13 protein-coding genes are annotated in these 12080 nt (G+C 63.0%); 2 read left to right on the top strand and 11 right to left on the bottom strand.

Annotated elements, in window-relative coordinates; translation table 11 throughout:
• Nucleotides 1-66 precede the first annotated feature (66 nt).
• From IVB05_RS18885 to IVB05_RS18870, 4 genes are all read right to left on the bottom strand, one after another.
• Nucleotides 67-1044, bottom strand: coding sequence for a beta-ketoacyl-ACP synthase III (locus tag IVB05_RS18885; protein WP_247786119.1), 978 nt, complete (start codon nt 1042-1044; stop codon nt 67-69).
• The gene (gene plsX / locus IVB05_RS18880; RefSeq protein WP_256473395.1) at nt 1041-2078 is read right to left on the bottom strand and encodes a phosphate acyltransferase PlsX; all 1038 of its coding nucleotides are present in this window, start codon (nt 2076-2078) and stop codon (nt 1041-1043) included. The genes IVB05_RS18885 and plsX overlap by 4 nt, the downstream gene beginning before the upstream one ends.
• Nucleotides 2079-2380: 302 nt before the next feature.
• A complete protein-coding gene (locus IVB05_RS18875) occupies nt 2381-2983 on the bottom strand; it encodes a DUF177 domain-containing protein (RefSeq protein ID WP_247786118.1) in 603 nt (200 codons plus the stop codon).
• Nucleotides 2980-3528 carry a ubiquinol-cytochrome C chaperone family protein gene (locus IVB05_RS18870; protein WP_247786117.1) on the bottom strand — a complete coding sequence of 183 codons (549 nt, stop codon included), beginning with the start codon at nt 3526-3528 and terminating at the stop codon, nt 2980-2982. Before IVB05_RS18870 ends, IVB05_RS18875 begins: the two co-directional genes overlap by 4 nt.
• A 161-nt stretch (nt 3529-3689) precedes the next feature.
• Here IVB05_RS18870 and bamE point away from each other — a divergent pair, with 161 nt between their 5' ends.
• Nucleotides 3690-4121 (top strand): outer membrane protein assembly factor BamE, encoded by a 432-nt coding sequence (bamE, locus tag IVB05_RS18865; protein ID WP_247786788.1) that lies wholly within the window; start codon nt 3690-3692, stop codon nt 4119-4121.
• 120 nt (nt 4122-4241) lie between these two features.
• A complete protein-coding gene (locus IVB05_RS18860) occupies nt 4242-5246 on the top strand; it encodes a tripartite tricarboxylate transporter substrate binding protein (RefSeq protein ID WP_247786116.1) in 1005 nt (334 codons plus the stop codon).
• Nucleotides 5247-5497: 251 nt separating this feature from the next.
• Here IVB05_RS18860 and IVB05_RS18855 read toward each other — a convergent pair whose 3' ends face one another.
• From IVB05_RS18855 to IVB05_RS18825, 7 genes are all read right to left on the bottom strand, one after another.
• A complete protein-coding gene (locus IVB05_RS18855; protein WP_247786115.1) occupies nt 5498-5653 on the bottom strand; it encodes a hypothetical protein in 156 nt (51 codons plus the stop codon).
• 803 nt (nt 5654-6456) lie between these two features.
• The gene (locus tag IVB05_RS18850; RefSeq protein WP_247786114.1) at nt 6457-8577 is read right to left on the bottom strand and encodes a sodium-translocating pyrophosphatase; all 2121 of its coding nucleotides are present in this window, start codon (nt 8575-8577) and stop codon (nt 6457-6459) included.
• A 339-nt stretch (nt 8578-8916) separates the two neighbouring features.
• A complete protein-coding gene (locus IVB05_RS18845) occupies nt 8917-9126 on the bottom strand; it encodes a cold-shock protein (protein ID WP_028345703.1) in 210 nt (69 codons plus the stop codon).
• A 208-nt stretch (nt 9127-9334) separates the two neighbouring features.
• Nucleotides 9335-10330 carry a thiamine-phosphate kinase gene (thiL, locus tag IVB05_RS18840; RefSeq protein WP_247786113.1) on the bottom strand — a complete coding sequence of 332 codons (996 nt, stop codon included), beginning with the start codon at nt 10328-10330 and terminating at the stop codon, nt 9335-9337.
• On the bottom strand, nt 10323-10817 hold the full coding sequence (gene nusB / locus IVB05_RS18835; protein ID WP_247786112.1) for a transcription antitermination factor NusB: 495 nt from the start codon (nt 10815-10817) through the stop codon (nt 10323-10325). Before nusB ends, thiL begins: the two co-directional genes overlap by 8 nt.
• Nucleotides 10818-10819: 2 nt before the next feature.
• On the bottom strand, nt 10820-11311 hold the full coding sequence (gene ribH, locus IVB05_RS18830) for a 6,7-dimethyl-8-ribityllumazine synthase (RefSeq protein WP_214492970.1): 492 nt from the start codon (nt 11309-11311) through the stop codon (nt 10820-10822).
• A 56-nt stretch (nt 11312-11367) separates the two neighbouring features.
• Entirely contained in the window at nt 11368-11976 is a 609-nt protein-coding gene (locus tag IVB05_RS18825) for a riboflavin synthase (RefSeq protein ID WP_247786111.1), read from the bottom strand.
• Nucleotides 11977-12080 lie beyond the last annotated feature (104 nt).

Here is a 12080-nt window from a genome sequence, read left to right as displayed (position 1 = left end):
CAACAGTGAGCATCATGCAGAAGCATGGAACAAGGCCATAATTTAATCGATTGTTCGGCGCCGCGCCTACCAGCGCACGAGCGCGGACCCCCAGGTGAAGCCGCCGCCCATGGCCTCGAACAGCACCAGATCGCCTTTCTTCACGCGCCCGTCCTTGACGGCCACCGCGAGCGCCAGCGGGATCGACGCCGCCGACGTGTTGCCGTGCTGATCGACGGTCAGCACCACTTTCTGCGGTGCAATATGAAGCTTGTGCGCTGAAGCATCGATGATTCGCTTATTGGCCTGATGCGGGATGAACCAGTCGATAGTCTCAGCCGTCGCCCCGGTCGCATTGAACGCATCGACGATCACGTCGGTGATCATGCCGACCGCGTGCTTGAACACTTCACGGCCTTCCATCCGGAGATGGCCGACGGTCTGGGTCGTGGACGGGCCACCGTCGACGTAGAGTTTCGCCTTGTGCCGGCCGTCCGAGCGCAGATGCGTCGTCAGCACGCCGCGATCGGTTGGTTTGCCCGGCTGATCCTGCGCCTCGAGCACGATCGCGCCGGCGCCGTCGCCGAACAGCACGCAGGTGCCGCGGTCGTTCCAGTCGAGAATGCGCGAGAACGTCTCGGCGCCGATTACCAGCGCGCGCTTGTAGGCGCCGGAGCGCAGGAAATTGTCGGCGGTAGCGAGCGCAAACACGAAGCCGGAGCACACCGCCTGCAAATCGAAGGCGGCGCCGTGATGGATGCCGAGTTCGTTCTGCACGGCGACCGCGGTGGCCGGAAAGGTATGGTCCGGTGTCGAGGTCGCCAGCACGATCAGATCAATCGCCTGGGCATCGATGCCGGCGTGTTCCAGCGCCGCGCGCGCCGCGTTGATCGCCAGATGTGAAGTGAACTCGCCTTCGGCCGCGATATGGCGCTGCCGGATGCCGGTGCGCTGCACGATCCACTCGTCCGAAGTATCGATACGGGCGGCGAGTTCCGCATTGGTCAGCACCTTCTGCGGCAGATAGGAGCCGCAGCCCAGCACGACCGAACGTTTCGCAGTCACGAGATAACCTCCTGCGCGATCTGCGCCTGTACCAGCGCACTGATCTTGGTGAGGAGATCGCAGCGGACCATCTCATAGCCAACATCAACTGCGTAGGCAAAGCCTTCGGCGTTGATTCCGCCGTGGCTTTTAACAACCAAACCTTTCAATCCAAGCAGCATACCACCATTGGATTTATTCGGGTCGAGCTTTTCTCGCAGCGCCTTGAAGGCGCTGCGGGCGAACAAATAGCCGATCTTGGATTGCCAGCTGCTCGCCATCGCATTGCGCAGAAAATCCGCCATCTGGCGTGCGGTGCCTTCCGCGGACTTCAATGCGATGTTGCCGCTGAAACCTTCCGACACGATCACGTCAGCCGCGCCCGCACCGATCCCGTCGCCCTCGACGAAGCCGATATAGTCGAGTTCGGGCAGGTTCATCGCACGGAGCTGTTCCGAGGCTTTACGAATCTCCTCGCCGCCCTTGACCTCCTCGACCCCGATATTGAGCAGGCCGACGGTCGGACGCTTCAAGCCGAACAGCACGCTCGCCATCGCGCTGCCCATGACCGCGAGCGACACCAGATGATGCGCATCGCCGCCGATACTGGCGCCGAGATCGAGTACGACGGAATCGCCGCGCGCCGTCGGCCATACACCGGCAATGGCCGGCCGGTCGATGCCGGGCATGGTGTGCAGATGGAAGCGCGCCATCGCCATCAGCGCGCCGGTATTGCCGGCGGAAACCGCCACATCGGCCTCGCCCTTTTTCACCGCGTCGATTGCAAGCCACATCGACGAGTTCTTGCGGCCGCGGCGCAGGGCCTGGCTCGGCTTGTCGTGCATGCTGACGGTGACGTCGGTGTGCACGACGCGGGAGGCCTTTTTCAGCGCCGGATATTTGGCAAGTTGCTCGTCGATCTGCTTGCTGTCGCCAGAGAGCAGAAATTCGCAGTCGGGATGCCGTTTCAAAGAGATGGCGGCGCCGGGAATGACGACCGATGCGCCGACATCGCCACCCATGGCGTCAAGCGCGATTCGAACCTTTTGCGGCATGAACGTCCCGGAAACCTGATCTCTTGCGGCCCTCGGAGAGCGCGGCCGCGTACTGGAAAGGCACCGCCAAAGCGATGCTCGGCAAAGCGCAATACCACGCCCCCGCCGGGCCGCGACAATAGCGTGTCCCTGTCCCGACACAACCTCTTGACCACGCTCTTTTGGCGAAAGGCAAGCGCTGTGGCCCGAAATCCAGAATACAAAATATCCCGATATAATTCAATATCTTATGGGACACTCTTGGCGGGATATCACAACCACCTCTAACCGATGGCAGCTTCGCCCGCCACTTTAACTGCCGGCTACTTGGCTTTGGGCTTCCTGGTGCCGGACGTTTTCGGTTCCGCCTTCAACGCCTTGAGCGCCGCGAACGGGTGATCCTCGGGATCGACGGCTTCAACCACCGGCTCAAATACGGCGCCGGGTTTGCGCGGATATGGATCGACCGCGAGATATAATGCGTCCGTGGCGACCCGGCCGAGATCGATCGTGCCATTCTCGATCGGTTCGGGCGGATCGGGTGTCTCCTCGTCGCTTTCCCCGGCCTCATCGACCAGCGCGGCCATCTGCGGGATCTGCTCGGGCGGCGCGAAGGTCAGATCGATCGGCTCGTCGATATCGGTCTCGATCTCCTCCAGCGTCACTACACAGGTCTGTCCGACCCGCGCTCGCACGTGGCCGGCCACGTGGAAGCGGCCGCCGCTCTTTGGCGTGACGTCGAACGAGGCCTGCACCGAAAGCACCGCGCGCAAGCCTCCGACATCGGCCACCGCGCTGCGGATGGCCTGATCGGCCTCGATGTCTCGGTGCAGGCCCGTCTCCGGTATCTGCGCCACCGTGACGGGGACGCGCCACGGGTCGGGCTTCTCTGTCGTGCCAGTCTTGGTCGTATCAGTCTTGCTCATTGCTGCGCGCCATTCTCCGGCAGGGGAAATCTGGCTAAACCGCTCACCAGCGTTGCCTCGTCCTGGCTGTCGAGAGCGGCCATCGCCGCCTCGGCATAGGCTGCAAGCAGGCGGGCCTTCTCGATGTTCTCGCCATTGAGGATATTCTTGCACATCGCCAGCGCCAGTGCCTCGCGGCCCTCCGTCAGCGCAAAATCATAGGCCGCCGTCCGGCCATAGAAGGCCTCGCCGAAGGCCTGCATGCGCTTCGGCACCTTGAGGTCACTAACCGCCATCTCGCGCAGATTATCGTCCATATCGTTGCAAAAATGGTCGAACAGCCCCTGTGACAGGGCTGTGCCGCCCTCCACCGATTTCAGGCGTCGCAGGACCAGCCACAAATGCAGCAGAAGCAGGTCAAAACGGCCGTTAACCGTGTCCGGAACCCCAAAGTCCCGATAAAACAACGGTTCTCGCGCCTGCGTCACGATCATGCCATAGATGGCCTCGATGGTGCCGCGCAACGGCGTCCGGGGTTTCCTGAAGTGATTGAACGGCCAAAGCATTGTGGGTTCCGCAAGCGAGCCCTCCCGGGCCGCGCATGTTGCATTCAAGCGTGCTGCCCGGTACGTCAACGCACCGCGCGATGCAAGAGGACGGGCTAATTCCTGAGATGACCGAGATGAGCCACCTGAGCACCTGCGTGCCCTTGCCGCGCCGCCTGACCATGCGCCGGCGCGGTTTTCGCGCGGCCGCAGCCGTGGCACTGATTTGCGCAGCGCTCGTCGGGTGCACCGGCGAGCAGTTCCAGAAGGGCTATATCCTGCCGCCCAACGCGCTGGAGCAGATCCCGATCGGCGCCAGCCAGGATCAGGTGCTGATCGTGATGGGAACGCCGTCCACGGTCGCGACCCTGAACGGCGAGGTGTTCTATTACATCTCGCAGCGCTCCGAGCGCAAAGTCGCGTTCATGAATCAGCAGGTCGTCGACCAGCGCGTGATCGCGATCTATTTCGACAAGAACCGCCAGGTGCAGCGGCTCGCCAATTACGGATTGCAGGACGGCAAGATCTTCGACTTCATCAGCCGCACCACGCCGACGTCCGGCCAGGAACTCAGCTACCTGACGCCGCTGTTCAAGCTGCTCAGCTTTAACTAGAGCGCGTTCCGCGACGCGGAAATCCTGCGCCAAGAAAACCTGCGCCAAGTCGCCCGCTTGCTCTCTGCGCGCGCGCTGCCTACGCTTCCCGCAAATAATGATTCAGCAGGGAGTGAACTTGTGACGATTAAAGCTATTTCTCGACGCCGCGTTTTGACCGGAGCTGCGGCCGTTTCGGCGGCGGCAATCTTGCCGCGCGCGAGCTACGGCTCCGACTGGCGCCCGACCGAGACCGTCCGTCTCATCGTGCCGGCGGCACCAGGCGGCACCACCGACGTGATGGGGAGGTTGCTGGCCGCACATCTGCAGAAGGCGTGGGGCCAATCCGCGGTCGTGGAGAACCGTTCCGGCGGCGGCGGCACCATCGGCACTGCCGAAGCCGTGCGCAGCAAGGGGGACGGACACACCATCCTCGTTGGTAATCCCGGCCCCAACGCGATCGCCTACAGCATTTTCCGCAACATGCCCTACAAGGCGGATCAGCTGCAGCCGGTTTCCAACTTGATCCGGATCCCAAATATCGTGTCGGCCCATCCGTCGACCGGCATCAAGTCGATCGGAGAACTGATCGCCTATATCAAGGCCAATCCGGACAAGCTCACCTATGCCTCGTCCGGCGTCGGACAGAGCCCGCACCTCACCGGCGCCTGGTTCCTGCAATTGACCGGCCTGAAGATGGTCCATGTGCCGTTCCGCGGCGCCGGCCCGGCGCTGCAGGCGGCGCTTGCCGGCGATATCCAGATCCTGTTCGATAATCTCTATCCGACGCTGCCGCAGGTTCTGGACGGCAAGCTCAATGCCCTGGCGGTGACCACGCCGGAGCGTGCCGCGCTGGCGCCAAACGTTCCGACCATGCGCGAGAGCGCGCCGGAACTTGCGAAGTTCGATGTGTCGTCCTGGTTCGGCATTTTCCTGCCGAAGAGTGCGCCCGCTCCCGTGGTCGATGCGCTCAACAAGGAAATCAAGGTTTTCCTGGAGCGCGATGACATCAAGGAAAGCATGGCCAAGATCGGCGCGCGCACCGATTACGGCTCGCCGCAGCAGTATTCCGACTTCCTCCAGGCGGAGACGACGAAGTTCGGCGAGATCATCAAGCGCGAAGGCTTGCAGATGGACGTGAACTGATCGCGTAACTCGCGTAGCCCGGATGAGCGAAAGCGATATCCGGGACATAACGCGAGAGACCCCGGATTTCGCTTCGCTCATCCGGGCTACGAAGTTCCAACAAAATCCCGCGGCTCGCACCGCGGGATTTTCGTTTCGATGCGACCAAGCTAGCCCTCGCGTCACCAGGGCGGCGATAGAAGGACGGCGATGGATCGCTTCGTTTCCCCCCACGCCGGCGGATGGCAGTGAATTCTGCGCTAGCTAGTTAGCTAGGATGACTTGTTGATCTTCTTGACCTTGGCGTCGGTAGCTTCAATCGACAAAGCCAGTTCCAGGATGGCCTTGGACAGCAATTCGATGGCCTCCTTCTGGTCCCGCGACTTGGAGGCGCGGAGTGCATAATTCCGGGCGGATGAGAGCGACATCAATTGATCTCCGTGTTGTCCGTGTCTGGTTGGCGGATATCGTTGGCGGATGCGATCAATTCGGCAAGCGCGCCAGCGGAGCGCAGCGAATGAGGTTCATGCCAAACGGGATAGGGGGAGCCTCGCGGCTCCTCCCCTCCCACACCACCGTACGTACGGGTCCGTATACGGCGGTTCGCTGGATTGAGCGGCAAGAGTTGTTCTGTTGCCACCGTAGTTTGGATGTCAGCAATCGTCGCGCCAGCTTCGACTCCTCTGATCAGCGTCAGTCAGGGTTTCACCCCTTCCCGCCGTTCCGAGGCCGGTTGCCCGGAATTCAGTCGCATGGCCGATGCGATATCGCTGCATCTACTCGTCACTTCCAGCGTTCAGGCCTTCAGCGGAACTCGTTCCGCCTACTATGCCCTCTGCTGACCTCTGCACTGCGGTCAGATCGCCTTACGACGACCTCAGTCTCGTTACCGAGACGCAGCGCAGATCTCCCGAGGTAGGATCGACCGCCTTCACCGCACGCCCGCCGAATTTACCACCCCGGTCGTTGATGACTGTGGACTTTGCGATCAGTTGCTCGCTCGTCCGGCCGGGTAGGCCTCGTTATCCGGTGTTTGTCCATCGGGTCGCGGCTTTGCTCCACGCTTCCTTCAGACCCCACCTCGCGGTGACGCCCTTGCGCTTCGCTAATCCTTCGCCGCCATCAGGCTGGATAGAAGACTTTCACCTCCAAGCTGTCGATCATGCTCGGCACACAGCAAAAACCCCGCGGCTCGCACCGCGGGGTTTTCTTTTGATCAGCTAATCGCCGCTCAGTGCGCCAGGACCGCCAGCAGCAAGAGCGCCACGATGTTCGTGATCTTGATCATCGGGTTGACGGCGGGACCCGCCGTATCCTTGTAGGGATCGCCGACGGTGTCGCCGGTCACGGCAGCCTTGTGGGCGTCGGAGCCCTTGCCGCCGAAATGGCCATCCTCGATGTACTTCTTGGCGTTGTCCCAGGCGCCGCCGCCCGAGGTCATCGAGATCGCAACGAACAGACCGGTCACGATCACGCCGAGCAGCATGGCGCCGACGGCGGAGAACGCCGCCGACTTGCCGGCCGCGCCGCCGCCCGCAATCGCGTAGATCACGAAGTAGACGAAGATCGGCGACAGCACCGGCAACAGCGACGGAATGATCATTTCCTTGATCGCCGCCTTGGTCAGCAGGTCGACGGCCTTGCCGTAGTCGGGCTTGTCCGTGCCCTGCATGATGCCGGGCTTCTCGCGGAACTGGCGCCGCACTTCCTCGACGATCGCGCCGGCCGCGCGGCCGACCGCCGTCATGCCCATCGCGCCGAACAGATACGGCAGCAGGCCGCCGAACAGCAGGCCGACCACGACGTAGGGGTTGTTGAGCGAGAAGTCGGGCAGCACGCCCTGGAAGTACGGATGCTTGGCAGAGTTGGCGATGAAGAATTTGAGGTCTTCATTGTAGGCGGCGAACAGCACCAGCGCGCCAAGGCCGGCGGAGCCGATCGCGTAGCCCTTGGTGACCGCCTTGGTGGTGTTGCCGACAGCGTCGAGCGCGTCGGTGGCCTTGCGGACTTCCTTCGGCAGGCCGGCCATTTCGGCAATGCCGCCGGCGTTGTCGGTGACCGGACCGAAGGCGTCGAGGGCTACGATCATGCCGGCCAGCGCCAGCATCGTCGTGGTCGCAATCGCGATGCCGAACAGGCCGGCAAGGCTGTAGGTGACGAGGATTCCCGCAATGATCACGATCGCCGGACCGGCGGTCGATTCCATCGAGATCGCCAGACCCTGGATCACGTTGGTGCCATGGCCGGTGACCGAGGACGCCGCAATCGACTTAACCGGGCGGTATTCAGTACCGGTGTAGTATTCGGTGATCCAGATGATCAGGCCGGTGACGACGAGGCCGACGACGCCGCACTCGAACAGCGCCAGGCCGGTGTACTTCACGCCCGCCAGCGGGCCGAAGCCGATCAGCCAATTGATTACGCCGGCAACGCCGAGCAGCGACAGCACGCCCGTCGCAATCAGGCCCTTGTACAGCGCGCCCATGATGGACTGGCTGGCACCGAGCTTGACGAAGAAGGTGCCGATGATCGAGGTGATGATGCAGACGCCGCCGATAGCGAGCGGCAGGGTCATCATCGGCACCAGCAGCGGCGAGGTCGCGAAGAAGATCGCGGCGAGCACCATGGTGGCGACCGCGGTCACCGCATAGGTCTCGAACAGGTCGGCCGCCATGCCAGCGCAGTCACCGACGTTGTCGCCGACGTTGTCGGCGATGGTCGCCGGGTTGCGCGGATCGTCCTCGGGAATGCCGGCTTCGACCTTGCCGACGAGGTCGCCGCCGACGTCAGCACCCTTGGTGAAGATGCCGCCGCCGAGACGAGCGAAGATCGAGATCAGCGAGGCGCCGAAGCCGAGCGCCACCAGCGCATCGACGACGACGCGGTCGTTGGCCTTCAGCCCCAAGCCGTGGGTGAGATAGGCGAAATAGATGGTGACGCCGAGCAGCGCGAGACCCGCGACCAGCATGCCGGTGATCGCACCCGCCTTGAAGGCAAGCTCGAGGCCGCCGGCCAGCGAGGTGGTCGCGGCCTGCGCGGTGCGCACGTTGGCGCGAACCGAGACGTTCATGCCGATGAAGCCCGCGGCACCCGACAGCACCGCACCGATCAGGAAGCCGATCGCAACCAGCATGCCGAGGAAGTAGGCCAGAAGGGCGAAAATTACGACGCCGACCATGCCGATCGTCATGTACTGGCGGCGCAGATAAGCCTGCGCGCCCTCAGCCACCGCGGCCGCGATTTCCTGCATGCGCGCGTTGCCGGCATCCGCTTTCAGAACGGACGACGTCGCCCAGATGGCGTAAACGATCGAAAGCGCTCCGCAGAGCACGATCACCCATAATGCTGTCATAGAAGTTGCCTCAGATGCTGGTTTTCCGCCCCACGCCATCCCGCGAGCGCGGCCGGCGCTTATTATGGAGGCCTTCCCTGCCCAAAAGGGTGACCTCAAATCGGCGGGACCATGCCAAAATCGTCTCCCCGGCGCAACGCCGCGGAGGCCAGAATCCATCGATTTTTGAAAGGATTCACCGCTAACCGGGCCAGCAACCAACTTGCCGCCCGTGCGGTGGCGGGCGCTGGCCCTGAGGTTGGGGCCGGGCCCAAAATACAAGAGCCCGCCCAATCCCATCAGGATCGAGCGGGCTCACTAGCCATTCCAGTACATCCGTGAAACGACCGTTTCGAAGCCTTAGACGAGCGACAGGTTTTCCGCGCTCACCTTGCCCCGCATCTTGTCGGTCTTGAGTTCGAACTGAACCTTCTGACCTTCGGCCAGTCCGCCGAGGCCGGCGCGCTCGACGGCCGAGATGTGCACGAACACATCCTTGCTGCCATCGCTCGGCTCAATGAAACCGAAACCCTTTTGACCGTTGAACCACTTCACTGTTCCCGTAGCCATTTTCTCTTCTCCAAAGCACCTAGGCTTTCATTCCGCACGGCGATCGCACGGATTCAAATCCAATATCGACGATGTCTCTGGAAGAAGCCCCTAAGGGCGCGTTCGAAAAGGCACGACGGTAATCGAATGGCAGTACACCTATAGGTTTTTCGACGAAATAGCAATGGCTGGTGGGGTAATAAAGGCCGACGCGTTAACGACCCCACCTTCAAAAATGGCTGTAAGAGCGACGTTCCAGCGCGATTTCCGTGCCCTGCCCGTCGATGAACTTCGGAACCGCGCTTCCCGCGACTATCGTTCCGATGGAACTCACGACGACGCCGACACGCTTTGCGGCTTGCGCGAACACCTTCACGCGATCCTCTGGCAGCGTGCACAGGATCTCGTAATCATCGCCACCGGCGATCAGTGTTTCCAGTCCGACAACGCCGCGCGACACCAGATCCTGCGCCGCACCGGACAGCGGAATCGACACCAGATCGATCACCGCGGATACGCCGGACACGCCACAGAGCTTGGTGAGATCGCCGGCAAGGCCATCCGACACATCCATCGCCGCGCTGGCATGGCCGCGAACGATCTCAGCCATGGCCACGCGCGGCTGCGGAACGCGATAGCGCCCGATCAGCGCCTCGCGCGCGGCCTTGTCGGATGCGGCGGCGTGCACCTTACCGCCCTTGAGAACGGCAAGCCCCAGCGCGGCGTCGCCGATCGTGCCCGTCACCATCACGCGCTCGCCGGGTTTGGCCCCGCTGCGATGAATCATCTTGCCCGGCGGCACCCGGCCGAACGCGGTAACCGAGACCATCAGCGGGCCCGGCGTCGACACGGTATCGCCGCCCAGCAGCGGACAGGCGAACTGCGCGGCGTCCTCGCCAAGCGCCGCCGCGAACGGTTTCAGCCAGGCCTCGTCGGCGCTGCGTAGTGCAAGCGTCAGCACGAAGCCGGCCGGCGTTGCCCCTTTCGCCGCGAGATCACTGAGGTTCACCCGCAGCGCCTTGCGCGCGACGGTGTCGGGGGAATCGTCGGGCAGGAAGTGAACGCCCTCGACGATGGCGTCCGTCGTCACCACGATGTCGGAACCGTCAGGCTGCAACGCCGCGGCGTCGTCGTCGAGACGAAAGGCGCCCGGGTCAGTTGCAAGCGGCCGGAAATAGCGCGCGATCAGCGAGTCTTCGCCGGACCCGGGCGGGCCGCTAGCCACGCGCGAACTCTTCGGCGCGGAACTGGCGCGCGATCTGGTCGAGCACGGCGTTCACCATGCCGGTCTCTTCCTTTTCAACGAACGCATGCGCGACGTCGACATATTCGGACACCACCACACGGCCCGGCACGTCCTTGCGATGTTCCAGCTCGTAGGAGCCTGCCCGCAGCACCGCGCGCAAAATCGCGTCGATCCGCTTCAGCGGCCAGCCCTTCTGGAGCGCATCGTCGATCAAGGGATCGAGCCTGGCCTGATCGCGCACTACGCCGGCCACCACATCCTTGAAGAACGCAGCCTCCGCCGGCAGATATTTATCGCCTTCAACCTCGTTGCCGAGCCAGTGGCTTTCGAACTCGGCGAAGATGTCGTTGATCCCGGCGCCGGCGATGTCCATCTGGTAGAGCGCCTGCACGGCGGCGAGCCGCGCCGCGCCACGTCGGTTGGCTTTCTTGTCGGGACTTTTCGCTGGCTTCTTCTGATCTGCCATCGTCAGGCCTTTGTCAGCCGGCGCTTGATCCGCAGCATCGCGAGTGCCGCGCGCGCGGCGTCGCCGCCCTTGTTCAACTCGCTGGCGCGTGCCCTCGCCCAGGCCTGCGCGTCGGTATTGACCGTTATGATGCCGTTACCGAGCGGGAAACCTCTGGCGACCGCGAGGTCCATCAGCGCGCGCGAGGATTCGATCGAGACAATCTCGAAATGGATGGTGTCGCCGCGCACCACGCAGCCGAGCGCGATTGCCGCATCATAAGGCTTGCCGTTCTTTTCGGCAGCATCGAGCGCGATCGCGATCGCGGCCGGTATTTCCAGCGCGCCGGGAACCGTGATGACGTCATGCGTCACGCCGGCGGCCTTTAGTTCGGCGACCGCACCTTCCATCAACGCATCCTGGATGTCGTCATAGAACCGCGCCTCGACGATCAGCGCGCGCGCGCCTGAAATGTCGGTCTGGTCTTTTAGAGGGGCGCGCCGCGCGTCTGCCATCAACTACCTTCCGTGTTGCTCGCTGGCCGGCGTTTTAAGCGCCGTATGTCTGCCTGTCACTTCATTTCCGACAGCCGCGCCGCATAGCGGGCCATCAGATCGACCTCGATATTGACCTCGCTGCCTGCGCGCCAGCCGCCGAGCGTGGTGACGCTGAGCGTATGGGGAATGATCAGCACCGAAAACGTGACATCCTCGACCGTATTCACGGTCAGCGACACGCCATCCAGCGTCACCGAGCCCTTGGTGGCGATGAACCGCGCCAGCTCCCGCACGGTGCGCAATTCAAACCGCGCCATGTCAGGCAGATCGTCACGCTTGACGATGGTCGCAATGCCGTCAGCATGCCCCGCGACAATATGGCCGCCGAGTTCGTCGCCGATCTTCAGCGCGCGCTCGAGGTTGAGTTTGGTGCCTTTGACCCAATGCTTGGCGGTCGTCATGCCGAGTGTTTCGGCGGCGGCGTCGACGTCGAACCAAGTCTTACCGCCTTCGACGCCGGAAGCGACCACCGTCAGGCAGACGCCATTGCAGGCGATCGATGCGCCATCGGCGATGGTGGTCTGGTCGTAACGGCAGGAAATGCGCATGCGGTGCAACTGGCCCTGCGCCGTTGGCGTCAAGGCTGCGATCTCGCCGATGTCGGTGACAATTCCGGTAAACATCTAAAGCTCTGCTCTATCTCACCACCGTCATGGCCGGGCTTGTCCCGGCCACGTCTTCCTTTTTCATCCGCCGCCAAGACGTGGATGCCCGGGACAAGCCCGGG

It is taken from the genome of Bradyrhizobium sp. 170 (genome assembly GCF_023101085.1).
Lineage (GTDB): Bacteria > Pseudomonadota > Alphaproteobacteria > Rhizobiales > Xanthobacteraceae > Bradyrhizobium.
Note: the sequence above shows the minus strand (reverse complement) of the source record. Positions and strands in the feature narration are given on the sequence as shown.